General features: G+C 73.6%; 18 protein-coding genes and 1 riboswitch. Of the genes, 10 read left to right on the forward strand and 8 right to left on the reverse strand.

From position 1 onward, the window contains the following. The first annotated feature begins 93 nt into the window (after positions 1 to 93). Together ACZ58X_RS29705 and ACZ58X_RS29710 are read left to right on the forward strand one after the other, a co-directional pair. Complete coding sequence (locus ACZ58X_RS29705) at positions 94 to 1,578, forward strand: SDR family NAD(P)-dependent oxidoreductase (RefSeq protein WP_470336691.1); 1,485 nt, start codon at positions 94 to 96, stop codon at positions 1,576 to 1,578. 67 nt (positions 1,579 to 1,645) lie between these two features. Continuing rightward, complete coding sequence (locus tag ACZ58X_RS29710; RefSeq protein WP_470336666.1) at positions 1,646 to 2,098, forward strand: nucleotide triphosphate diphosphatase NUDT15; 453 nt, start codon at positions 1,646 to 1,648, stop codon at positions 2,096 to 2,098. A 132-nt stretch (positions 2,099 to 2,230) separates the two neighbouring features. Here the strand turns inward: ACZ58X_RS29710 and ACZ58X_RS29715 are convergent, their stop codons facing one another. From ACZ58X_RS29715 to ACZ58X_RS29725, 3 genes are all read right to left on the reverse strand, one after another. Beyond that, positions 2,231 to 4,465: an ABC transporter permease gene (locus ACZ58X_RS29715; protein ID WP_470336667.1), complete on the reverse strand. Its 2,235-nt coding sequence runs from the start codon at positions 4,463 to 4,465 to the stop codon at positions 2,231 to 2,233. Beyond that, entirely contained in the window at positions 4,462 to 5,148 is a 687-nt protein-coding gene (locus ACZ58X_RS29720; RefSeq protein WP_470336668.1) for an ABC transporter ATP-binding protein, read from the reverse strand. The genes ACZ58X_RS29715 and ACZ58X_RS29720 overlap by 4 nt, the downstream gene beginning before the upstream one ends. Positions 5,149 to 5,221: 73 nt before the next feature. Further along, positions 5,222 to 5,746 carry a PadR family transcriptional regulator gene (locus ACZ58X_RS29725; RefSeq protein ID WP_360238672.1) on the reverse strand — a complete coding sequence of 175 codons (525 nt, stop codon included), beginning with the start codon at positions 5,744 to 5,746 and terminating at the stop codon, positions 5,222 to 5,224. Positions 5,747 to 6,183: 437 nt separating this feature from the next. Between ACZ58X_RS29725 and ACZ58X_RS29730 the strand changes: the two genes are divergently transcribed. After that, positions 6,184 to 6,840, forward strand: coding sequence for an Rv1733c family protein (locus ACZ58X_RS29730; RefSeq protein WP_470336669.1), 657 nt, complete (start codon positions 6,184 to 6,186; stop codon positions 6,838 to 6,840). 87 nt (positions 6,841 to 6,927) lie between these two features. On the opposite strand, the gene ACZ58X_RS29735 is transcribed toward ACZ58X_RS29730, so the two are convergent. The 3 genes from ACZ58X_RS29735 to ACZ58X_RS29745 form a co-directional block, all read right to left on the reverse strand. Then, positions 6,928 to 7,605, reverse strand: a complete 678-nt coding sequence (locus tag ACZ58X_RS29735; protein WP_470336670.1) for a YoaK family protein — start codon at positions 7,603 to 7,605, stop codon at positions 6,928 to 6,930. Positions 7,606 to 7,662: 57 nt separating this feature from the next. Then, on the reverse strand, positions 7,663 to 8,397 hold the full coding sequence (locus ACZ58X_RS29740) for an MgtC/SapB family protein (RefSeq protein ID WP_470336671.1): 735 nt from the start codon (positions 8,395 to 8,397) through the stop codon (positions 7,663 to 7,665). Between the two features lie 136 nt (positions 8,398 to 8,533). Then, positions 8,534 to 10,219, reverse strand: coding sequence for an NRAMP family divalent metal transporter (locus tag ACZ58X_RS29745; RefSeq protein WP_470336672.1), 1,686 nt, complete (start codon positions 10,217 to 10,219; stop codon positions 8,534 to 8,536). Positions 10,220 to 10,584: 365 nt separating this feature from the next. Continuing rightward, positions 10,585 to 10,761, reverse strand: a riboswitch (M-box (ykoK) riboswitch). A gap of 168 nt (positions 10,762 to 10,929) precedes the next feature. Here ACZ58X_RS29745 and ACZ58X_RS29750 point away from each other — a divergent pair. From ACZ58X_RS29750 to ACZ58X_RS29765, 4 genes are all read left to right on the forward strand, one after another. Next, positions 10,930 to 11,700 (forward strand): ABC transporter ATP-binding protein, encoded by a 771-nt coding sequence (locus tag ACZ58X_RS29750; RefSeq protein ID WP_470336673.1) that lies wholly within the window; start codon positions 10,930 to 10,932, stop codon positions 11,698 to 11,700. Continuing rightward, on the forward strand, positions 11,697 to 14,435 hold the full coding sequence (locus tag ACZ58X_RS29755) for an FtsX-like permease family protein (RefSeq protein WP_470336674.1): 2,739 nt from the start codon (positions 11,697 to 11,699) through the stop codon (positions 14,433 to 14,435). The genes ACZ58X_RS29750 and ACZ58X_RS29755 overlap by 4 nt, the downstream gene beginning before the upstream one ends. 301 nt (positions 14,436 to 14,736) lie before the next feature. Next, the gene (locus ACZ58X_RS29760) at positions 14,737 to 15,072 is read left to right on the forward strand and encodes a BlaI/MecI/CopY family transcriptional regulator (RefSeq protein ID WP_470336692.1); all 336 of its coding nucleotides are present in this window, start codon (positions 14,737 to 14,739) and stop codon (positions 15,070 to 15,072) included. Then, on the forward strand, positions 15,069 to 15,965 hold the full coding sequence (locus ACZ58X_RS29765; RefSeq protein WP_470336675.1) for a M56 family metallopeptidase: 897 nt from the start codon (positions 15,069 to 15,071) through the stop codon (positions 15,963 to 15,965). Before ACZ58X_RS29760 ends, ACZ58X_RS29765 begins: the two co-directional genes overlap by 4 nt. A 21-nt stretch (positions 15,966 to 15,986) precedes the next feature. Here the strand turns inward: ACZ58X_RS29765 and ACZ58X_RS29770 are convergent, their stop codons facing one another. Both ACZ58X_RS29770 and ACZ58X_RS29775 read right to left on the reverse strand, forming a co-directional pair. Continuing rightward, entirely contained in the window at positions 15,987 to 17,009 is a 1,023-nt protein-coding gene (locus ACZ58X_RS29770; RefSeq protein WP_470336676.1) for an acetamidase/formamidase family protein, read from the reverse strand. Between the two features lie 137 nt (positions 17,010 to 17,146). Beyond that, positions 17,147 to 18,220: a C40 family peptidase gene (locus ACZ58X_RS29775; protein ID WP_470336677.1), complete on the reverse strand. Its 1,074-nt coding sequence runs from the start codon at positions 18,218 to 18,220 to the stop codon at positions 17,147 to 17,149. A 491-nt stretch (positions 18,221 to 18,711) separates the two neighbouring features. Between ACZ58X_RS29775 and ACZ58X_RS29780 the strand changes: the two genes are divergently transcribed. The 3 genes from ACZ58X_RS29780 to meaB are packed head-to-tail and all read left to right on the forward strand — an operon-like array spanning position 18,712 to position 23,811. Continuing rightward, positions 18,712 to 20,580 carry a methylmalonyl-CoA mutase family protein gene (locus tag ACZ58X_RS29780; RefSeq protein WP_470336678.1) on the forward strand — a complete coding sequence of 623 codons (1,869 nt, stop codon included), beginning with the start codon at positions 18,712 to 18,714 and terminating at the stop codon, positions 20,578 to 20,580. After that, a complete protein-coding gene (scpA, locus tag ACZ58X_RS29785) occupies positions 20,577 to 22,805 on the forward strand; it encodes a methylmalonyl-CoA mutase (protein ID WP_470336679.1) in 2,229 nt (742 codons plus the stop codon). The genes ACZ58X_RS29780 and scpA overlap by 4 nt, the downstream gene beginning before the upstream one ends. A gap of 13 nt (positions 22,806 to 22,818) precedes the next feature. Further along, positions 22,819 to 23,811, forward strand: coding sequence for a methylmalonyl Co-A mutase-associated GTPase MeaB (gene meaB / locus ACZ58X_RS29790; protein WP_470336680.1), 993 nt, complete (start codon positions 22,819 to 22,821; stop codon positions 23,809 to 23,811). The last annotated feature ends 143 nt before the right edge of the window (positions 23,812 to 23,954 follow it).

The raw sequence follows: 23,954 nt of genomic DNA on the forward strand, positions 1-23,954 counted from the left end.
CTCCGGCTTTCGCCCCGCCCGGGGCCGCTCCCGTAGCATTCAGGCGGTAACGGCGGGGCGATCGGGAAAGCAGCGGGCGTGAGCATCGAGCAGATGGACATCGAGCAGGGTCAAGGCGAGGAGGAGATCGACTACGGTCCGGGCCTCGACCCCGAGCGGCTGCGGCTCTGCCTGGAGGTGCTCGCCGAGCTCGACGAGCTGCACGTCGACCACCCGGACGCGATCACCGTGCGCCAGGCCGTCGGCGGCATATTCCGGACGCTCAAGCAGCGCCGCCGCCAGGAGACCCGGGCCCGCAAGACGGCCAACGACCGCGAGGTCACCGCCCGCACCGCCACCGGCGCGCCGACCCGGATCGACGACGAGACGGCCGGCGCCTTCGGCCTGACCACCGTCACCACTACCGAGATCGCCGGCATCCTGGAGCGCCCGCGCTCCTGCTACACCTGCAAGACCCGGTACGTCGAGGTCGACGCCTTCTACCACAACCTGTGCCAGAAGTGCGCCGTGCTGAACCGGACCCGCCGGGACGCCCGGGCCGACCTCACCGGCAAGCGCGCGCTGCTCACCGGCGGCCGGGCCAAGATCGGGATGTACATCGCGCTGATGCTGCTGCGCGACGGCGCCCACACCACCATCACCACCCGCTTCCCCAACGACGCGATCCGCCGCTTCACGGCGATGCCGGACAGCTCCGACTGGATCCACCGGCTCAAGATCATCGGCATCGACCTGCGCGACCCCGCCCAGGTGATGGCCCTGGCCGACGAGGTCGCCGCCGACGGCCCGCTGGACATCCTGATCAACAACGCCGCGCAGACCGTCCGCCGCCCGGCGGAGTCCTACCGCGAGCTGGTCAACGCCGAGTCCGCCCCGCTGCCCGCCGGCGCGCTGCCGCAGGCCACCACGATCGGCCGCTTCAACAGCGGCAGCGTCGACCTGCCCGCCCTCCCCCAGCAGGCCGGCGGCGGCGAGCAGCGGCTGGCCGCCGAGGACGTCACCTCGCTCGCGCTGGTCACCGGCTCCGCCACCCCGGCCCGGATCGAGGCCGGGACGGCGATCGACGCCGGCGGCCTGGTGCCGGACCTCGCGCCCACCAACAGCTGGGTGCAGACCGTGAGCGAGGTGGGCCCGGTCGAGCTGCTGGAGGTTCAGCTCTGCAACTCCACCGCGCCGTTCATCCTGATCAGCCGGCTGCGCCCGGCGATGGCCGCCTCCGCGTCCCGCCGCAAGTACGTGGTCAACGTCTCCGCCATGGAGGGCGTGTTCCAGCGCGGCTACAAGGGCGCCGGCCACCCGCACACCAACATGGCCAAGGCTGCGCTGAACATGCTGACCCGCACCAGCGCGCAGGAGATGTTCGAGTCCGACGGCATCCTGATGACCGCCGTGGACACCGGCTGGATCACCGACGAGCGCCCGCACCCGGACAAGATGCGCCTCGCCGACGAGGGCTTCCACGCCCCGCTCGACCTGGTCGACGGCGCGGCCCGGGTGTACGACCCGATCGTGCGCGGCGAGGCCGGCGAGGACCTGTACGGCTGCTTCCTCAAGGACTACGAGCGCGGCAACTGGTAGGCCCCGCACGGGTGGGCACCACAACGACAGGCACCACAACGGTCGGCAGCACGAGGGAGGACGCGAGTTGACCACCGCACCGATGCTGGGCGCCGGGATCATCGTGCCCACCGGGGACGGCCGGGTGCTGGTCGGCCGCCGCACCACGGCCGGCGAGCCGCCGACCTGGAGCCTGCCCGGCGGCAAGGTCGACCCGGGTGAGTCCTTCGAGCGGACCGCAGCCCGCGAACTGGCCGAGGAGACCGGGATCGTGCTGCCGGCCGAGCGGATGCGGGTGCTCGCCGTACACCTGGACCACGAGCTCGGCCGGCCCCGGCTGACCGCCGCCGTGCTGGCGCCGCCGAGCCTGGCCGAGGCCGTCGTCACCGAGCCGCACGCGTGCGCCGGGTGGGAGCGCTTCCCGGTGGACGCGCTCCCGGAGCCGATGTTCTACCCGTCCGGGCTGGTGCTCGGCAGCTGGCTGCCGCGGTACACCCCGGCGGTACGGGCCGCGACGCACGGCTACCCCGTCGCCCGCTGAGCACGGGCGACGGGGCAACCGGCGGAGGCATCCGGCAGAGGCAATCGACGAGGCACCCGACAGGGCAAGCGACAGGGCAACGACGGGCACCCGACGAGGCACCGGGCGGAGCGGTCAACTCGCCGACGGCGCTCAGCCGTTGCGGGCCGCCTCCGGCCCGGTGATCCGCCGCAGCAGCGGCAGGGTCGAGGCGATGATGCCCAGCGAGGCGACCAGACCGAAGCCGGTCAGTCCGTAGTACGTCAGGCCGGGCGACGCCAGGCCGTAGTCCATCTGGGACTTGAGGAACATCGCCGCCGCGGCGAAGCCCGTCCCGATCGCGAGCGCCGAGACCACCAGCAGCGGCAGCGCGCTCTCCAGTCCGACCACCCGGCGCAGCAGCCGCAGCGGCGCACCGGTCAGCCGGAGCATCGCGAACGGCCTTCTGCGGTCGGACAGTCCGGCGACGACGCTCACCGCGAGGCTGCACCCGGCAACCGGCAGGGTGGTCAGCAGCACCACGTTGGCCAGCTGCCGCCAGCCCTGGACCTTCCGCTGTCCCTCGGAGGAGTAGTCGTCGGCCATCCTGGTCACGTACGCCGGGAACGCCTCGGTGAACAGGGTCCGCAACTGCTCCTTGGCCGCCTGGGAGCCGTCGGTGGTCGCGTAGACGATGAACACCGGGAGGGCCGCGGCCTCCTCGGCGGAGAGCGGCGCCGCCGGCCACTCCTTCTCCGGGTGCGCCTGGAGGTCCAGGACGCCGTTCCGGTCGACGGCCGCGACCACGGCCCCGGGGGCGCAGTGGCCGACGGCGGGGATCTGCGCCAGTTCCGAGCAGCGGACCAGGACGGGCACGATCCGTTCCCGGCCGTACTGCGACGCACCGATCCCGGCCGGGTTGTCGTGCAGCAGCGCCATCCCCGCGAAGCCGGGGACGGCCCGGGCCCGCGCGACCACCCCGTCGGGCACCGAAGGGAGCACGGCGGACCGCTCCGGGCCGAGCAGCGGGGTGGCCACGACCGCCTTGCGGACCACGGGGGCGCCGTCGAGCGAGCCCCGGTTCACGTTGATGGTGGCCATGATGCCCAGGGTCGCGGTGGTCACGAACAGGGCGAGCACCAGGCCGGCGACCGAGCGGAAGCCCGCCCGGGGATCGTCCGACAGACGGCGCATCGCGATCAGCGAGGCCGGCCGGCTGGTCCGCCGGGCCACCGCCCGGGCGGTGGCCATGGTGAGCCAGGGACCGGCGATCACCAGGCCGAGCATCACCAGGACGAAGCCGGTCAGGTACGCCAAGGACTGCCCGCTGGTGGTCTTCGGGTGGTCGCCGACGAGGTAGCCGAGCTCGGCGAGACCGGCCACCAGCGGCGCCAGCCGCCAGGGGCTCGGCGGCTTCGGGGTGACCCGGCGGGAGACCCCGAGGGGCGAGACGGTGACCCGGCGAAGCGCGAACCGGGCGGCGAGCGCGGCCGCCAGCGGCACGCCCAGCGCCGCACCGACGGCCTGCGGCAGGCTCAGCGAGAGATCGGTGGCGAAGAACCGGTCACCGGTGAACGGCACCTCGGCCGCCAGCGGCTTCACCGCGAGGTACAGGCCGAAGCCGAGGACCGTACCGGCCGCCGCCGCCACCGCGGACTCCACCGCCGAGATCACCGACACCTGGCCCGGTGTGGCCCCCACCAGCCGCATCGCGGCGTAGCGCTGCTCGCGGGTGGCGGCGGACAGCCGGGTGGCGTTGCCGATGAAGATCAGCACCGGGAAGACCAGCGCGGCGGCCACCACGGTGAGCACCAGGACGAGCGCGTCCCCGTGCACGCCGGCGCCGTAGCACTCGTACTCGCAGTGGGTGGGCAGCGTGGTGGCGATGCTGGTAACGGTGGTGGCCCGGGGCATCGCCCGGACCTCGTCGGCGGTGCGGCCGATGACCACCGCGAGGGTGTCCGGGGAGGGCAGCGCGCTTTCACCGAGGGTGCCGACCTGGCGGCCCGGGAAGCGGTCGCCCAGTTCGACGGCCGGGGTCTCGCGCAGCAGCTTGGCGAGCGCCGGGGAGGCGTAGTACTCGCCCGGCGCGGGAAGCCGGCTCAGGCCGGGCACCACCGGCGCGTGGGGACCGGTCGGGGCGAGTTCGGCCTGGAAGACGCTGTTCCCCTGGTAGTAGTCCATCCGCGCGTGCCACCAGAGCGGGTCCGCCGGGGCTGCCGCGGTCGCGCCCTCGGCACCCGTGTTCATCCAGGTCTGCCGGGCGTTGCTGCGGTCGATCGCGTTGATGCTGGAGAGCACCGACAGCAGCAGCCCGACCCCGATCGCCACCGCCGCCGCGATCATCAGCAGCCGGGCCACGGCCTCCCGGCCGCCGCTGACGGCCAGTCGGAGCGAGAAGCGGATCACGGGGCCACCGATCCGGTGGAGAGGGTACGGGCCTGGCCGTCGCGGACGATCGCCTCGCGGTCGGCGTAGGCGGCGACCCGCGGTTCGTGGGTGACCAGGATGACGGTGGTGCCCTGCTCGCGGGCCGAGGCGACCATCAGCTCCATCACCTGCTCGCCGGTCAGCGAGTCCAGTGCGCCGGTCGGCTCGTCGGCGAACAGCACTCTCGGCTGGGCCACCAACCCCCTTGCCAGCGCCACGCGTTGGGCCTGACCGCCGGAAAGCTCGCCGGAGCGGCGCTGCTCCAGGCCGTCCAGGCCGAGCCGGGCGAACCAGGGGCGGGCCTGGGCCAGCGCGGTGCCCCGGCGGACGCCGTTCAGCAGCAGCGGCAGGGCCACGTTCTCCTCGGCCGTCAACTCCGGTACCAGCTGGCCGAACTGGAAGACGAAGCCGAACTTGTCGCGGCGCAGGGCGCTGCGCTGGGCCTCGCTCATCCGGTCCAGGCGCTGCCCCTCGAACAGCACCTCGCCGGCGTCGGGCACCAGGATGCCGGCCAGGCAGTGGAGTAACGTCGACTTGCCCGAGCCGCTGGGGCCCATGACGGCGAGCACCTCGCCGGCCCGGACGGACAGGCTCGCCCCGCGCAGGGCGGGCGTCTCGCCGAAGGCGAGGGCGAGGTCGCGGGCCTCGATGACGGCGGTCATGCGCCCGCCTCGCTTCGCTCGGCGAGCGCTTCGCGCACCGCGTACCTCTTGATGATTCGCTCACTCCGTTCACTCATGCGCGCACCTCCGCGGCGAGCGCGTCCAGCCGGGCGGCGGTGAGGTCGATCCAGCGCAGGTCGGCCTCCAGGTGGAACAGGCCGTGGTCGGCGAGGAGGGCGTCCACCAGGGCGCCGGTGCGGCGCAGTTCGGTGAGTTCGCGCATCCGGCGCAGGTGGGCGGCGCGCTGGGTGTCCAGATACAGCTCGGCATCACGGCCGAGCAGCAGGGCCAGCACCACCTTGGTGAACAGCACGGACTGCAGGGTGGGTTCGGGGGCGACCGGCTCCTGGAGCCAGGTCTCGAACTCGGTCGCCCCGGTCTCGGTGATGACGTAGCGCTTGCGCTCGGGCCCGTCGCCCGGCTCGGCCTCGCCGGCCATCACCTTGCCGTCGCGGGCCAGTCGGCCGAGGGTCGCGTAGACCTGACCGTACGGGAGGGGCTTGCCCCGGCCGAAGAGGGAGTCGTAGTCGCGCTTGAGGTCGTAGCCGTGGCTCGGCTCCCGCTCCAGCAGCCCGAGGAGGGTCAAAGGAACACTCATGCGGAGGACCATACACCAGGGATATACACCGAGTGTATATCTGGCGAGAACAAGCCGCTGACCTGGTGGAACGTCAACTCGTCGACAGAGAGGGGCAGGAGGCGGCCCCACGACCGCCCCCTGCTCCACCGCACCACGGCCCGGTACCCCCACGGTCGCCGGACCGGGGCCGCACCCAGGCACGGGGGGCGCGGCCGGAGTCCAGCCTGCCCGGCCCGGCGGCCGCTGCCGAGGGCCGAACGTCCCGGGTGGACCGGGCCCGGTGGGCCTGGTGGGCCTGGTGGTCCGGGCTCGGTCCGGGCGTGGCCTGGGCGAACCGGGTCGAACCGGGTCGACCGGCACCGCGCGCGCACCCCGGTCTTGTGCGACGGGGGCGGTCGGGTGGAGATTGGGTAACGAAACCCCGTACGCGCCCGCGTCCTTGAGGAGACCCCAGCGTGTCCAGCACACCCCGCCCGGCCCGGTCGGCGTCGCTCCCGCGGCGAACCGGCCGTCAGCTGCGGCGGGCCTTCGGTGCCCGGCACGAACCGTTGGCCCGCCCGCTCGACCGGTCCCGCGCCCGCGCCTGGCTGCTCACCGTCGTCGGCGGGCTGCTGGCCGCCGTCCTCTCCGTCGGCGGCGCACTGCTGCTCTTCCGCGCCACCGCCCCGCAGGCCGACACCGACCGGACCCGGCTGCACCGGATCGACGCCGTGGTGACCGCCGGGGCCAACCGCGGCGCGGCCCCCACCAGCCGGTTCTCCGGCGGCTACGGCAACCGGATCGAGGTCGAGGCCGCCTGGACCTACCCCGGGGCCACCCCGCACACCGGCACCGTCGAGGCCTCCGGCGCACCCACGGTCGGCGGCGTCGTCCAGGTCTGGGTCGACCCGGACGGCAACGCCACCGATCCCCCGCTCGACCGCGCCGCCCTCGCCGTCTCCGCGGCCTGCACCGGCGCCGGCGCGCTGCTCGCCCTCTCGGCCCTGATCGCCCTCGCCCTGCGGCTGCGCCTGAGCACGCTCAACCGCCGGGCCGAGGCCGGCTGGACCGCCGAGTGGGCCCGGCTGGAGCCGCTCTGGAGCGGCCGCGCCGGGCACCGCCGGGAGGAGTGAAGGGGCCCGTCCTCGAACGCCACCCTCCGCTCGGGGGGCTGAGCAGCAGGGGCCGGAACCAGGCCGTCCGGCGGAGCTGCCCCGCCGTCAGCGGCGCGCCGTCCAGGCCGGGGCCGGGACGGGCCTGGCGGCGTGGTGGGTGAGGACGGCGACCGCGACCAGCAGGGCGAGCGCCAGGCCCAGTGCGACCGGGACGGCGGCGTGCAGGACCAGTGCCGCGCCGAGGAGGGCGCCGGCGAACATCCACACCGTCGAGGCGAGCCGCCGCGGTCCGGCGCGGTCCGCGGCGAGGGCGGTGATGGTCATGGTGAGCACGGTGGTGGTGAGATCGGGGACCTTGAGCGAGCGGACCACCGCGTTCTGGCCGCCCATGGCGAGGGCGAGCAGCCCGATCAGGGTGTAGCGAGCGGGTCCGGAGCCGTGGCCGATCCAGGCCGCCCAGGCGGTGCTCGCGGCGACGAGCACCGCCTGGGCGGCGACGGCGGCGGTCAGCAGGTGCCCCCGGTGGCCGGGCAGGTGCCGGGCCAGGTGGCCGCCGGCCAGGGCGCCGAGCACGAAGGCGGCCAGGGCGGCCGACGAGGCGGTGGCGGACAGGCCGGGGGCGCCGGCCAGGGCGAAGCCGAGGAAGACCACGTTGCCGGTCATGTTGGCGACGAAGACGTGTCCGAGCTCCAGGTAGCTGACCGCGTCCACCACCCCGGTGACCAGGGTCAGCACCAGCAGCATCGGCACCAACGGCCCGTGCTCGGGGTCGGCTCTCAGCATCGGACGGCCTCCGGAGGGTGCGCGTGACGGTCCCTCCGTTCTACTACCTCGGCGTGCTCAGGCGAGCGCAGGACTGCCCGGGTCCTCCGACTCGTCGTCCAGGTGCCAGTGCAGGTCCCGGACGCCCGGCTCCAGCGAGAGCCGGCTGACGACCTGCTCCAGCGCGGGGGCCACCTGGCCGCTGATCGCCACGGTGGCCCGCAGGCTGGTGGCGTCGCCCTGCTCGGTGCGGCGGGCGCGCAGGCCGGTCGGGGCGAGGCCGGAGGCGGTCAGCGCCTGGAGCAGCAGGGCACGGATGTGGGTCTCGGACGTGCGGTCGCACTCGACGTGGACGGTGGCCCGGGAGGTGGCGTCCGGGTCGCTGCCGGACTGCGGGGAGCGGTCGAGCAGCCGGCCGGCCGGGCGCAGCACCAGGTGGACGGCGAGCACCGCGAAGGTGCCGAGGGCGGCGAGCTGCAGCTTGCCGGAGGCGGCCAGCACCCCGACCGCGGCCGAACACCACAGCGTGGCGGCGGTGTTGAGGCCGCGCACGCCGGCCCCGTCGCGCAGGATCACGCCACCGCCGAGGAAGCCGATGCCGGAGACCACGTAAGAGGCGACCCGGGTGGGGCTGCCGGTGTCGCCGACCGCCTCGCTGTACAGGACGAACAGGGTGGCGCCGGCGGCGACCAGGGCATTGGTCCGCAGTCCGGCCATCCGGGCCCGCCACTGGCGCTCGATGCCGATCAGCGCGCCGCAGGCGACGCCGGTGGCGAGCCGGACCAGGAACTCGACGGTGGTCAGGGTGTGCACGACGGCACCTCCTCCAAAGGATTCACGGGAAGCAGGGGCAGCAGGGGGGACACAGGCCGGGGGAACGGGGGCAAAGGGAACGGACGGGTGGCGAGCCGCTGCCCGCCACCCGTCCGTACGGGCTCCGCTCGGCGGCTCAGTGGTTGAGCGCGGTCTGGACGACCTTGATGATGACCATGACCATCGCGATCAGCAGGTAGGCGCGCAGGGCGCCCATGCCGACCTTGCGGGCGGTGGACATCACCGGCTGGCTCAGCGTCTCCAGCGGGGGCATCCGCCAGTCCTCCCGGCCGGTGCGGTCGATCGGGTCCTCCTTGGTGCCGGTGCGGCCGGCGGTGAAGAAGTAGCCGGCGACCAGGACCCCGACCACGCCGCAGCTGCCCATGATCCACAGGATCGCGTCCGAGCTGATGTCCGGCCAGACCACCGAGGCGGTGAGGATCAGCGAGAGCATCACCAGCACGCCGACCACCGTGGAGGTGAAGGCGTTGGTCCGGGGCCCGTTGGCCCAGGGGCCGAGCACGGCCTTGTCGTTGCAGAGCAGCAGCAGGAAGACGGTGGCGGAGGGCAGCAGCACCCCGGCCAGCACCTGGACGAACTGGGTGATCAGGCCCTGGGTGTAGCCGTTGGACAGCAGGGTGATCGTCGCGGCGACGGCCACCAGGCCGGCGTAGACGGCGTAGAAGCCCTTGGCGCCCTTGACCCCGCGGTGCAGGGAGTGCTTGATGCCGAAGACGTCGCCGATGGCGTAGGCGGTGGAGAGCGAGACGGCGAAGGCGCCGATGATCGAGGCGTCCAGCAGGGCGATGGCGAACAGCACGCCCGCCAGGTGGCCGGCCTTGTCCTCGATGCCCTTGGCGACGGCGGCCGTGTCGGAGAACTGGCCGAAGCCGTCGGTGCCGGCGAAGGCCGCCGCCGTGAGGCCGATCAGTGCGGCGGCGCCGATGATCACGATCGCGATGCCGATCCACAGGTCGACCTTCTCGTACGTCATGAAACGCGGGGTGATCCGCTTGTCGATGACGTACGACTGCTGGAAGAACAGCTGCCAGGGGGCGACGGTGGTGCCGACGATCGAGATGATGACCATCATGACGGCCGCGAGCTGGCCGGCGCCGCCGGGCATCTGCGGCGTCACGAAGTCGTGGGCCAGCTGCGAGGTCTTCGGGTGGACCATGAAGTAGATCGGGACCAGGAGCAGCGAGCCGACGCAGAGCGTGATGGCGACCCGCTCGAAGCGCTGGAAGGAGCCGGTGAAGGCCGAGGCGATGATGATCGCCGCCGCCAGGACGACGGAGAGGACCTTGGGCAGGCCCAGGTACCCGGCCGCCATGGTGACGCCGATGAACTCGGTGACCAGGGTGAGGGCGTTGAGCAGGAAGAGGTCGATGACGCTGAACGCGCCCCAGAACTTGCCGAACCGCTCCAGGATCAGCCGGGCGTGGCCGACGCCGGTGACGGCGCCCAGGCGCAGCACCATCTCCTGGTTGACGTACAGCACCGGGACGAGCAGGAGCAGCGTCCACAGCAGCTGGGTGCCGTAGTTCTGGCCGGCCTGGCCGTAGGTGGAGAAGGCACCGGCGTCGTTGTCGCCGACCATCACGATCAGGCCGGGGCCGACGATCGCCAGCAGGGTCTTGAGCCGGGCGGAGAGTCCGTGGCGGGGGGTGGTGTCGTCGAGCCGGATGGTGCCGAGCGCGCCCTTGATGTCGCCGACGTGGGCGTCGTCCAGTACGGCGGACTTGGCGGCGGCGGGCGCGGCGGAGCCGGTGGGAGCGGTGGGGACCGTGGGAACCTTCGGGTCCAGCATCAGGTTGGTCATGGCGAGGCCTCCCTCCCCCTACCTTGAGGGGGCGTCAGGGGGCACGCAGCGGCGAACTTCCCTGCGGGCGCACGGCATCCACGCCGTACGGCGACGCTGAGCGGCGGCGGCCGTGCGGGCACGATGATGCTGACGACGCGTCAGTCGGCTTGCGTCCGGGCACGGTTGAGCGCAGGACGAAGCTTCGGGTGAACGCGCAGGGAAGGTTGTTACCGCGTGCCGGAGGTGTTCGAGAGCATGCGGAGGTAGGGGCTACTGTGGCCCGGACTATCGCAGTCCATGTCTCTCGCCTCCTCCCGGTCGGGGGCGCACCGTCTGTGCGCCGCATCACGACACGGCAAGGAGCACACCGGTCTTCGAGGACCGGTACACCCCAACTCGTCAGAGCTTTGGCACTCCACGGCGTGTCCAGCCGGATCGGCCGGAAGCCACTTGGGGTCAACCCTTAACTCGGGAAGACCTGTCCTGAACCTGGGCGTCTCTCGACGTCGTCGGGTCAGTGGCCTGTGTCCGTGAAGACGCCTCACCGAACGAGGTGCCTTTTCAAACCTCCCAAAGCATAGACCCGCCGCGGCGACCCCGAGTCACCTTTTCGGCTGATCTTCGACAGCTTTGTAGAACCTTGACCAAGCCCGTGGCGACTTGCTCATCCTCTACCGGCATATATAGTTCACCGACATATACAGCTGAACAGCTCACGAGGGGGAACCATGTCCCACATCGATCCGAGCCGACCCGCGCCCGTCCTGCAGCTGGCCGGGGTCTCCCGGGTGCACGGCCGCGGCGCCGCCGAGGTGCACGCCCTGCGCGAGGTCGACCTGACCGTCCACGCCGGCGAGTTCGTCGCCGTGATGGGGCCCTCCGGCTCAGGCAAGTCGACCCTGCTCACCCTGGCCGGCGGGCTGGACCTGCCCAGTGGCGGCGAGGTGCTGGTCGAGGGCGTGGCCCTCGGCGGCCTCGGCCGGGGCAAGCTCGCCGACCTGCGGCGCCGCTCCGTCGGCTACGTCTTCCAGGACTACAACCTGATCCCGGCGCTCACCGCCGCCGAGAACATCGCCCTGCCGCGCGAACTCGACGGCGTCTCCGGACGCACCGCCCGCCGGGAGGCCCTCGCCGCCCTGGAGGAACTGGGCATCGCCGAACTCGCCGACCGCTTCCCCGACGACATGTCCGGCGGACAGCAGCAGCGCGTCGCCATCGCCCGCGCCCTGATCGGCGAACGCCGCCTCGTCCTCGCGGACGAACCCACGGGGGCGCTCGACTCCGCCACCGGTGACGCCGTGCTCGCCGTGCTGCGCGCCCGCTGCGACGCCGGCGCCGCCGCCATGATGGTCACCCACGAGGCCTCGCACGCCAGTTGGGCCGACCGGGTGGTCCACCTGCGGGACGGTGCGGTCGCCTCGGAGAGCGTCGGACGCCGCTCCGGCAACTGCCAGGCCGCCGTCCACCGCTCGCACTCCGTCGGCGAGGTGGCCCGATGAGGTTCGGAGCGTGGAAGCTCGCGCTGCGGATCGCCCGGCGCGACGCCCTGCGGGCCAAGGGGCGCAGCGCCCTGATCGTGGCCATGATCGCCCTGCCCGTGCTCGGCGTCACCGGCGCCGACGTGGTCCACCGCAGCGGGCAGCTGTCCCCCGCCGAACGGGTCGAGCGGGTGGTGGGCGGCGCGGACGCGCTGGTCACCGCGCTCAGCCCGGGCCAGAGCGTCGAACAGGCCCCGGTCGCCGAGGACGGCGCGTTCGCCGTCCAGCCGCGCCCCGGGCAACAGCCCACCCCCGAGCAGCTCAAGGGCGCCACCGCCGACCCGACCGCCCTGGTCGGCGCGCTGCTGCCACCCGGCAGCGCGCTCACCCCGGTCCGGACCGGTCCGGAGACCGGCGCGAGCTCGCCCGAGGGCCTGGTCCGCACCCTCACCGCCGAGGCCGACCTGGGCGACCCGGTCTGGCGCGGCCGGGTCGACGTGGTCAAGGGCCGCGCACCCGGCGCACCGCACGAACTCGCCGTCACCCAGGCCTTCCTGGACCACTCCGGGCTCCGGCTCGGCAGCGACACCACCGTCCAGGGACTGGAGCGGACCACCTTCCGCATCACCGGCCTGGTGGAGCACCCGGACGACCTCGGGCGGGTCGAACTCATAGCCCGGCCGGGCGAGTTGCTCGACCAGCTGGCCGCCGCAGCGGAACCCGGACAGCCCGCCCCCGAGCAGGGCCGCACCAACCACAGCTCCTGGCTGGTGCACCTCCCGGGCGGGGCCACCCTCGACTGGGCCACCGTCCAGTCGTTCAACGCCCACGGCTACACCCTCACCGCACGCGCCGTCGCACTCGACCCGCCGCCGTACGGCGCCGTCCCCTACTACCGGGACTCCGCCGTCTACCGCGACCCCGCCGGCGGCAACAGCACCAAGGTCGTGGTCGCCACCGTCACCGGCATGGGGCTGCTGGAGGTCGCCCTGCTCGCCGGGCCCGCCTTCGCCGTCGGCGCCCGCCGCTCCCGCCGCCAGCTCGCGCTGCTCGGCGCCGCGGGCGGCCGGCGCACCCACATCGGCGCGGTCGTGCTCGGCGGCGGCCTGGTGCTCGGCCTGGCCGGGGCGGCCCTCGGCGTGGCCGTCGGCACCGGACTGGTCGCCGCCCTGCGGTCGGTGATCGAGGAGGTCGGCGGCGCCCGCTTCGGCCACTTCGCCCTCCCCCCGGTGGACCTACTCGCCATCGCCGGGATCGGCGTGATCACCGCCCTGCTCGCGGCCGCACTGCCGGCCTGGCAGGCCGCCCGGCGCAGCGTCACCGCCGGCCTCACCGGACGGGACACCGTCCGGGCGCCCAACCGCCTGGTCACCGTGCTCGGCGTGGCGCTGCTCCTCGGCGGCGGCGCGATCGCGATGTACGGCGCTGGCGCCGTCCAGCACGGCTCGCCCGTGGTCAGCACCTACGACGCCCGCACCCTCACCGTGCTGCTCGGCTCGGTCTGCGCCGAACTCGGACTGCTCGCCTGCACACCCCTCCTGGTCGCCCTGTTCGGCCGGTTCGCCGGGCGGCTGCCGCTCGGCCCCCGGCTGGCGCTGCGCGACTCCGCCCGCAACCGCTCCCGCACCGCACCGGCCGTCGCCGCCGTGATGGCCGCCGTGGCCGGGGCCGTCGCCATCGGGGTGTACAGCACCAGCACCGACGCCGAGAACCGGCGCGACTACCGGCCGGAGGCCCCGTACGGCGCCGTCCAGCTGATCAGCCACCGGGAGGGCCCGCAGTCCGCCCAGCTGCCGGCCGAGGTGGAGAAGCAGCTCGCCGGGCTCGGCCCGCGCGCCGAAGTCGGCCAGGCCGTCTACAAGTTCTGCGACAACTGCTCCAGCACCGTCACCCTCAAGGGCCCGGTGGAGCTGCACCGGCTCACGACGATCCCGCACCTCGCCACCGGGGACGCCACCGTGCTGCACAACCTGTTCGACATACGGGACCAGGCGGCCGAACAGGCGCTGGCCGCCGGGAAGCTGCTGGTCTTCGACCGGTCGCTGATCGGGGCCGACGGCAAGGCCGTACTGCTGCTGCGCGGCGGCGGCGCCCCGGTGCAGCCCGGGCAGATCCCCAAGCCCGACCTCCAGGAAGTCCCGGTGGACGCGGTGCTGGTCGACAACCCGGACGCCGCCCGCTACGCCCAGGGCCTGCTGCCGACCACGGCACTGAGCCGGCTCGGCCTCGCCTCGGCACCCCAGGGCGCCGTCTGGCGGCCGGCCACCCCGCCCGACCGCAAGGCGCAGCAGCGGGCCGCGGCGGCCGCCGCCCGGCTGGACCACTACGCCGAGCTGGACGTCGAGCGCGGCTACCAGCCCAAGAGCGACGCGCTCACCCTCGCGCTCAGCGGCTTCGCCGGACTGGTCGTGCTCGGCGCCGCCGGGATCGCCACCGGGCTGGCGGCCGCCGACTCCCGGCAGGACCAGGCCACCCTGGCCGCGGTCGGCGCACCGCCGCGGATCCGCCGGACCATGGCGGGCCTGCAGTGCGCGCTGATCGCGCTGCTCGGGGCGCTGCTCGGGGCGGCGAACGGCTTCGTCCCGGCGGTGGGGCTGTTGAAGTCCCGGGCGAGCGGGTTCGGTTCGAAGCCGATGCTGCTCACCGCGCCCTGGGGGGAACTGCTGCTGGTGGTCCTGGTGCTGCCGGTGGTGGCCGGGCTGCTCGCGGCGCTGTTCACCCGCTCCAAGGTGCCGCTGGGGCGGCGGCTGTCCTGAGCCGTCCCACGCGCTCGCCCACTCTCCCGCTCGAGCACGTCTTCGAGCACGTCTGCGAGGAGGCCTTCAAGGAGGCCTTCGAGCAGGTCGGGCACTCCTCGACCACCGACTGAGCACGACCTGAGCACCCTCCGGGCACCGCCCGGGATCCGTGGGCGCCCGCCCCCCTCTCCCGGGGGCGGGCGCCCGGTGCGTTCCGTAGCATGGGCCGCGTTCCAGCGGGCGAAGGGCGCCGGCGGTCGGTGCGGCGAGGGAGACGACGGCGGTGCTACGGGGTTTCGGCGATCTCGAGGCCGAGATCATGGACCGGCTGTGGGACTGGGACCGTCCGGCCACGGTGCGCGAGGTGGTCGACGACCTCCAGCGGCAGCGCCCGGTCGCGTACACCACCGTGACCACCGTCGCCGACATCCTGCACACCAAGGGCTGGCTGCGCCGGGACAAGATCGGTCGCGCCTGGGTGTACGAGCCGACCTGCACCCGGGAGGCGTACACCGCCCAGCTGATGCACCAGGCGCTGGAGACCACCACGGACCGGGCCGGCGCCCTGCTGCACTTCGTCGACCGGATCAGCGGGGACGAGGCGTCCGCGCTGCTCGCCGCCCTCGAACAGGTGAAGGCCCGGGACGCCGAGTGACGCTCACCCTGCTCGGCCTCTACCTGGCCGCGACCGGCGTGCTGCTCCCCCGCCGACTGGCCGGTTCGGCCCGGCTCCAGGCCCGGCTGCAGACCCGACCGCTCCTCGGCGTCGCGCTGTGGCTGGCGCTGATGGCCTCCTTCACCGTCGCCCTGGTGCTCGCGGCGCACCACACGTTCGAGTCCGCCGCCCACGAGCCGGCCGGGCTGATCGGCCTGTTCCCGCACCTCGAACCGGCCGGGCCGGTCCTGCCGCACACCCACGACTGGTGGCTGCTCGCCGCCGCCGGGGCCCTGCTCACCGGACTGCCGGCCGCCGTCGGCGTCCGGGCCGGGCGGGCCCGGCGGCGGCACCGGGCGGTGCTGGACGTGGTCGCCGTACGGGACCGCCGCTGGGGCGCCCTGGTACTGGAGCACGCCCACCCGACGGTCTACTGCCTGCCCGGTCGGCGCTCCCGGGTGGTGCTGTCGCGAGGTGCGCTGCGGCTGCTGGACGAGCGGCAGTTGGCCGCGGCCGTCGCCCACGAGCACGGGCACATCCGCGGCCGCCACCACCTCGTCCGGCTGCCAGCCGACACCTTCGCGCTGCTGCTGGGCCCCCTGCCGCTGGCCCGGGTGGGGCGCTCGGAGGTGGCGCTGCTGCTGGAGATGGCGGCGGACGACGCGGCGCTGGCCGAGGTGTCCCGGAGCGAACTGGCCTCGGCGCTCTGCGCGTTGGCGGCCTCGGGGACAACTCCTGGTGCCACTCTGGGAGTCGCCTCCACCGGAGTGCTGGCGAGGGTCCGCCGGCTGGCCCGGCCGGGCAGCGGCCGGAGGCGCCAACTGACCTGGCGGCTCGGCGTGTTGACCCTCCCGGCACTGCCGTACCTGCTGGCCTGCGCACCGCACCCGTAGCAGGCGCGGTACGCAGCCGCCTCACCGGTGCCGGAGGTACGCCGCCGCCGTCTGCCGCAGCCGGTCGTGCAGGCCGTCGTAGGCGCGGGCGCGGCCCAGGACGCGCTTCGGCAGCTTGGCGACCATCGTGTAGTGGGTGTCGCAGACGTTCGCGGCCGGGGCCAGGCCGGCCTGGCTGACCAGCTGGTAGGCGTCGAGCCGGTCCAGTCCGAGCAGTCCGCCGGCCCAGCCGACCAGGTCGTGCTGGCTGATCCGGAAGGCGTCCTCCAGCGGGCGGGCGGAGCCGGTGCTGATCAGGAAGTCGTCGTTCTCCAGCCGGGGCCAGGCCGGGCCGCCGCCCTTGACCAGGTCGACGATCACGGTGGTGCGCATCGCCGTCTCGACCGCCGTGCCGCACACCTCGCCCTCGCCCTGCCGGGCGTGGCCGTCGCCGATGGCGAGCAGGCCGCCCTCGACGTTGACGCCGAAGTAGGCGGTGGTGCCGGCCCGCATCTCGGGAGTGTCCAGGTTGCCGCCGTGGGCCCCCGGGGTGATCGAGGCCAGCACCTCGCCGCCCGCGGGGGCGACGCCGACCGTGCCGTGCATCGGGTCGAGCGGCAGGTCGACCGTGAACTCGCTGTTGCGGGCCCGGAAGCGGCAGAGGCCGGCGGCGGCGTCCAGGTCGTAGACCCAGACCCGCTCCTCCAGCGGGGCGTGCAGCATCGCCGTGCTGTGGGTGGCGGTCAGCGCGCCGAAGTGCGGGAAGGTGCTGGAGACGCCGTGGTCCCGGGCCGGGGTGATCTCGACGAAGTGCACCGCGAGCAGGTCACCGGGTTCGGCGCCGGCCACCGCGATCGGGCCGGTGACGGGGTTGAGGTACGGGAAGACGCACACCTGGCTGGGCAGGTCGCCGGTGCCGCGCACCTTGCCGCCGAAGCAGTCCTCGGTGGTCAGTTCGACGACGGTGCCGGGCCGGACGGTCACCAGCGGGGCTCGGCCGCCGAAGGTGTAGGCGTAGTCCTCGGGGGTCGGGTCCAGTCGCACGACGGTCTCGGGCAGGCTCACTTGCTCTCCTCGGGAGTAGCCGACCGGGGCCGCGATGCCGCGCCCCGCCCAGGTGTACACCGAACCCGGCCGCCCGAGGAGGCGGCCCGGGGCGACCGGCGCCGGCGGCGCGCGCTCCGGGCCCCGGGGCCCCGTGACTACGGCCGGACGGCGCCCATGTAGGGCATCGCGGAGATCGGCAGGACCTCGACGTTCTTGCCGGTGCGCGGGGCGTGGATCATCTTGCCGTCACCGATGTAGATCCCGACGTGGTGGATGTCCGGGTAGAAGAAGACCAGGTCACCGGGCTGGAGGTCGGAGCGGGCGACCCGCGGGCCGTCGTTCCACTGGTCCTGGGAGATCCGGGAGAGCTTGACGTTCGCCGCGCGGTAGGCGGCACCGGTGAGGCCGGAGCAGTCGAAGCTGTTGGGGCCGGTGGAGCTCCACTGGTACGGCTTGCCGAGCTGGGCGTAGGCGAACTGGACGATCGCCGCGGCGCGGCCGCCGGCCGCCGGCGGGGCCGGGGTGCTCATGTCCGGGCGCGCGGCCGAGCGGGAGGCCCGGTCGGCGGCGGCCGCCTGCTGGGCCTCGGCCTTGGCCTTGTCGGCGGCCTGCTGGGCGTTGACCTTGGCGCGGTCCTCGGCGCTCAGCTTGTTGAGGGTGGCCTGGGCCTGGGCGAGCTTGGTCTGGATCTGCTGCTTCTTCGCCGCCAGTTCGGTGCCGACCGAGTCGAGCTGGGCGAGGGTGGCGGTGGCCTCGGCGCGGTCCTGGTCGAGCTTGCGCTGCTCGTCCTGGGCCTGCTTGAGCAGGGCCGTCTGGGTGCCGGCGGCCTGGTTCTGCGCCGAGGCGCGCTCCAGGTAGCCGGCCGGGTCGGAGTCGAACATCAGCTGGACGGAGGGGTCGATGCCGCCGTTGCGGTACTGGTCGGCGGCGACCGCACCGAGCCGGGTGCGCAGCTCGTTCATCGACTCCTGGCCGCGGGCGACCTTCTCCTGGATCCGGTTGGCCTCGCCCTGGAGCTTCTGCTGCTTCTCCTGGAAGCCGTTGTACTGCTCGACGGACTGCTCGGCCTCCTCGTTGAGCTTGTCCACCTGCTCCTTGACGGAGGACAGGCTCGGGGCCGGCTCGGCGTGGGCGGTGCCGGCGGCGAGCACCGCACCGCCGGCCATCGCCGTGGTGAGGACCGCCATGCGGGCCCGGCTCGGGGGGCTGGGCTTACGGCGCTTTCCCATCGAGGTGGCACTCCTTCGGGGGACGGGCGGGGAGACGCGGTGACATGGGGGAGGTGCGGTGACATGCGGGGAGGTGCGGTGACATGCGGGGAGGTGCGGTGACATGCGGTGACACTGGAGGAACGTCCGAGTGGCATTCGCACGTTCATCCGACCCGGACATCGGGCCGAGTCGTCCGGCCGGGACGGCCGGACGGCGCGCCGGGGGACGCGCGGAGGGACGGCGAAGGGCGGGCGGGGCCGTACGGGGGATGCCGTCCCCACCCGCCTTCTTCGAAGTAACTTAATAGATGAGGGGCGGGGTTCCGCAATCCCCCTGATCCAGGGCACTTTCGGGCGGCCGGCCGACCCTCCGCCGGGCCCCGACCCCCGCCCCGTGACACTCCCCGCCGGACGGAGTGCTGGCCGCGGGCCGAAAGTGCGCCAAATCGAGAACAAGGTCACACTTAACGCCCCTCCTTCCGCTCCGCTAACGGGCGCTAACCTGCGGACATGAAGGTCCCGCCCGAAAGGCTCCCCCTCGCCGCCGAGTTCCCGGCCGCGCACCGTGAGCAGTGGCAGCAGCTCGTCGAGGGCGTGCTGCGCAAGTCCGGTGCCCGGCCCGAGGACGGCGCCGCCGCCGAGCAGGCGCTCACCACCGCGCTCCAGGACGGGCTGCGCGCCCGCCCGCTGTACACCGCCGAGGACACCTCGGTCGAGCCCGGCTACCCCGGCTTCCCCCCGTTCATCCGCGGCGGCCGGCCGCAGGGCTCCGCCGTCGCCGGGTGGGACGTACGCCAGCGGCACGCCGATCCGGACCGCCGGCGCGCCAACGAGGCCGTCCTGGCCGACCTGGAGCACGGCGTCGGCTCGCTCTGGCTGGAGCTCGGCGACGCGGGCCTGCCCGTCGCCGCCCTGCCCGAGGCACTCGACGGGGTGTACCTGGACCTCGCCGCCGTCGCCCTCGACGCCGGACCGGACTTCACCGAGGCCGCCGAGCGGCTGTTCGAGCTGTACGAGGAGCGCGAGGTCTCCCCCGCCTCCGCCGCCGGCAACCTCGGCGCCGACCCGCTCGGCCTCCAGGCCCGCACCGGCTCCGCCGACCGCACCGACGCCCTGCTCACCGAGGCCGCCGCGCTCGCCGCCCGCTGCGCCGAGGGCTACCCCAACGTCCGGGCCCTGACCGTCGACGCCCTGCCGTACCACGAGGCCGGCGCCTCCCCCGCCCAGGAACTGGGCTGCGCGCTCGCCACCGGCGTCGCCTACCTGCGCGCGCTGACCGCCGCCGGCCTGTCCGTCGACGCCGCACTCGGCCAGCTGGAGTTCCGCTACGCCGCCGACGCCGACCAGTTCCTGACCATCGCCAAGTTCCGCGCCGCGCGCCGCCTCTGGGCCCGCGTCGCCGAGGTGTCCGGCGGCTCCGCCGAGGCCTCGGCGCAGCGCCAGCACGCCGTCACCTCCCGGGTGATGATGACCGCCCGCGACCCGTGGGTGAACATGCTGCGCACCACCGTGGCCTGCCTGGCCGCCGGGGTCGGCGGCGCCGACGCCGTCACCGTGCTGCCCTTCGACAGCGCCCTCGGCCTCCCCGACGCCTTCGCCCGCCGGATCGCCCGCAACACCCAGTCGATCCTGCTGGAGGAGTCCCACCTGTCCCGGGTGATCGACCCGGCCGGCGGCTCCTGGTACGTCGAGCAGCTCGGCGAGGAGCTGGCCCGGGCCGCCTGGGCCTGGTTCCAGGAGATCGAGCGCGCCGGCGGCCAGCAGGCCGCGCTGGCCTCCGGACTGGTCGGCGACCGGATCGCCGCGACCTGGGCGGAGCGGTCCGCGAAGCTCGCCAAGCGGCGCGAACCGGTCACCGGTGTCAGCGAGTTCCCGCACCTGGACGAGCAGCCGCTGGTCCGCGAGCCGGCCCCCGCCGGGCACACCGGCGGTCTGCCGCGGGTGCGCCGCGCCGAGGCGTACGAGGCGCTGCGGGACCGCTCGGACGCCCACCTGGCGGCCACCGGCGCCCGTCCGGCCCTGTTCCTGGCCTCGATCGGGACGGCCGCCGCGCACACCGGGCGCACCACCTTCGCCGCCAACCTGTTCCAGGCCGGCGGCATCGCGACGGCGTCCACCGAGGGCGTCGACCCGGCCGCGTTCGCCGCGGCGTTCCGGGAGTCCGGGGCGACCGTCGCCTGCCTGTGCTCCAGCGACGCCCTGTACGGCGAGCACGCCGCGGCCGTCGCCGTAGCCTTGAAGGAGGCGGGCGCCCAGCGCGTGCTGCTGGCCGGCCGCCCGGCCGAAGTGCCCGCCGGAGTGGACGAGTTCATCTACGCGGGCGGGGACGCGATCGCCGCCCTCACCTCCCTGCTGGACCTCATTGGAGTGGCGCGATGATCCCCGACTTCACCGGAATCGGGCTGGACGACTCCTCCGCCGGACCCTCCACCGGATCCTCCGCCGGAGACGTCACCGGCGCCCAGTGGCAGGCCGCCTGGCAGCGGTCCACCGGCAAGGCCGCCGACGAGCTGGTCTGGGACACCCCCGAGGGCATCGGCGTCAAGCCGCTGTACACCGCGGCCGACCTCGACGGCCTGGACTTCCTGGAGACGTACCCCGGCATCGCCCCGTACCTGCGCGGGCCGTACCCGACCATGTACGTCAACCAGCCGTGGACCGTCCGCCAGTACGCGGGCTTCTCCACCGCCGAGGAGTCCAACGCCTTCTACCGCCGCAACCTGGCGGCCGGCCAGAAGGGCCTCTCGGTCGCCTTCGACCTGCCGACCCACCGCGGGTACGACAGCGACCACCCGCGCGTCACCGGCGACGTCGGCATGGCGGGCGTCGCCATCGACTCGATCTACGACATGCGCCAGCTGTTCGACGGCATCCCGCTCGACAAGATGTCCGTGTCGATGACCATGAACGGCGCGGTGCTGCCCGTCCTCGCGCTGTACATCGTCGCCGCCGAGGAGCAGGGGGTGCCGCCGGAGAAGCTCGCCGGGACCATCCAGAACGACATCCTCAAGGAGTTCATGGTCCGCAACACCTACATCTACCCGCCGCAGCCGTCGATGCGGATCATCTCGGACATCTTCGCGTACACCTCGCAGAAGATGCCCCGGTACAACTCGATCTCCATCTCCGGCTACCACATCCAGGAGGCCGGGGCCACCGCCGACCTGGAGCTCGCCTACACCCTGGCCGACGGGGTCGAGTACCTGCGCGCGGGCCTGGACGTGGGCCTGGACGTGGACGCCTTCGCGCCGCGACTGTCGTTCTTCTGGGCGATCGGCATGAACTTCTTCATGGAGGTCGCCAAGCTGCGCGCGGCCCGGCTGCTGTGGGCCAAGCTGGTCAAGCAGTTCGACCCGAAGAACCCCAAGTCCCTGTCGCTGCGCACCCATTCGCAGACCTCCGGCTGGTCGCTGACCGCCCAGGACGTGTTCAACAACGTGACGCGTACGTGCGTCGAGGCGATGGCCGCCACCCAGGGCCACACCCAGTCGCTGCACACCAACGCCCTCGACGAGGCGCTCGCCCTGCCCACCGACTTCTCCGCCCGGATCGCCCGCAACACCCAGCTGCTGCTCCAGCAGGAGTCGGGCACCTGCCGGGTCATCGACCCGTGGGGCGGCTCCGCGTACGTCGAGAAGCTGACCCAGGACCTCGCGGCCCGGGCCTGGCAGCACATCCAGGAGGTCGAGGCGGCCGGCGGCATGGCCAAGGCCATCGACGCGGGCATCCCCAAGATGCGCGTCGAGGAGGCCGCCGCCCGCACCCAGGCGCGGATCGACTCCGGCCGCCAGCCGGTGATCGGCGTCAACAAGTACCGGGTCGAGAACGACGAGCAGATCGACGTGCTCAAGGTCGACAACTCGGCAGTGCGGGCCCGGCAGATCGAGAAGCTGCGCCGGCTGCGCGAGGAGCGCGACGAGGCGCTGACCCAGTCCGCTCTGCACGCCCTGACGGCGGCCGCCGAGGCCGGTCCGCAGCGCGGCGGCTCGCTGGACGGCAACCTGCTGCACCTGGCCGTCAACGCGGCCCGGGCGAAGGCCACGGTCGGCGAGATCTCCGACGCCCTGGAGAAGGTGTACGGCCGCCACTCCGGCCAGATCCGTACCATCTCCGGTGTGTACCGAGACGAAGCGGGCCCGTCAGCGCCCCTCCAGCGCACCCGCGACCTGGTCGAGCGGTTCGAGCAGGCCGAAGGCCGTCGCCCGCGCATCCTGGTCGCCAAGATGGGCCAGGACGGCCACGACCGCGGCCAGAAGGTGATCGCCACCGCCTTCGCCGACCTCGGCTTCACCGTCGACGTCGGCCCGCTGTTCCAGACCCCGGCCGAGGTCGCCCGCCAGGCCGTCGAGGCGGACGTCCACATCGTCGGCGTCTCGTCGCTGGCGGCCGGGCACCTCACCCTGGTGCCCGCGCTGCGCGCCGAACTCGCCGCCGCCGGACGCGAGGACATCACCATCGTGGTCGGCGGCGTCATCCCGCCGCAGGACTTCGAGGCCCTGTACCAGGCGGGCGCGGCGGCCGTGTTCGGCCCCGGCACGGTGATCCCGGACGCGGCCTTCGACCTGCTGACCGCCCTGGCCGCCGACCTCGGCCACGAGCTGTGATCGACTGACCGTCATGCCTCCACGGACGATCGACCTCGACAGCTACGTGACGGGTGTCCTGGACGGCTCGCGCGCCTGGATCGCGCGCGCCGTCACCCTCGTCGAGTCCACCCGGCCCGACCACCGCGCGCTCGCGCAGCAGCTGCTCCAGCGGCTGCTGCCGCACGCGGGCGGGGCGGTCCGGGTGGGCATCACCGGGGTGCCCGGTGTCGGCAAATCGACCTTCATCGACTCCTTCGGGACCATGCTCACGGGCCTGGGCCACCGGGTCGCCGTGCTGGCCGTCGACCCGACGTCCACGCGGACCGGCGGCTCCATCCTGGGCGACAAGACCCGGATGGAGCGGCTGGCGGTGGATCCGAACGCCTTCGTGCGGCCGTCCCCGACCTCGGGGACGCTGGGGGGCGTCGCCAAGGCCACCCGGGAGTCGATGGTGGTCATGGAGGCGGCAGGCTACGACGTCGTCCTGATCGAGACCGTCGGCGTTGGCCAGTCCGAAACGACCGTCGCCGGGATGGTGGACACCTTCCTCCTGCTCAGCCTGGCCCGTACCGGCGACCAGCTCCAGGGCATCAAGAAGGGCGTGCTGGAACTGGCGGACGTCATCGCCGTCAACAAGGCGGACGGGCCGCACGAACGGGATGCCCGCGCCGCTGCCCGTGAACTCGCGGGCGCGCTGCGGCTGTTGCAGCCCCCGGACGCGGCGTGGACGCCGCCGGTGCTGACCTGCAGCGGACTCGACGGGGCCGGGCTCGACGTGCTCTGGGAGCGGCTGCAGCAGCATCGCAAGGTGCTCGACGCCACGGGCGGGCTGGCGGCCAAGCGGCGGGAGCAACAGGTCGAATGGACCTGGTCGATGGTCCACGACCAGCTGTACGCCCGGCTGCACGAACACCCGGAGGTACGGCGGCTCACCCCGGAACTGGAGGCCCAGGTGCGGGCCGGTACGCTGCCGGCGGGGCTGGCCGCGCAACGGATCCTGGACAGCTTCTTCGGCAACTCCTGAGAGGGGAAGGGGCGTTGGCCACCACAGCGGGACGCGGGCGTGGTGCACCGACGGTCCGCTGACCCAGCACCACGCCTCGTTCCAGGTGGTTCCGGAGCCGCGTGGTCGCTGCAGCACGGTGCGGGCCACGGACGCGCGCCCGG

It is taken from the genome of Kitasatospora sp. NPDC040550 (assembly GCF_055594965.1).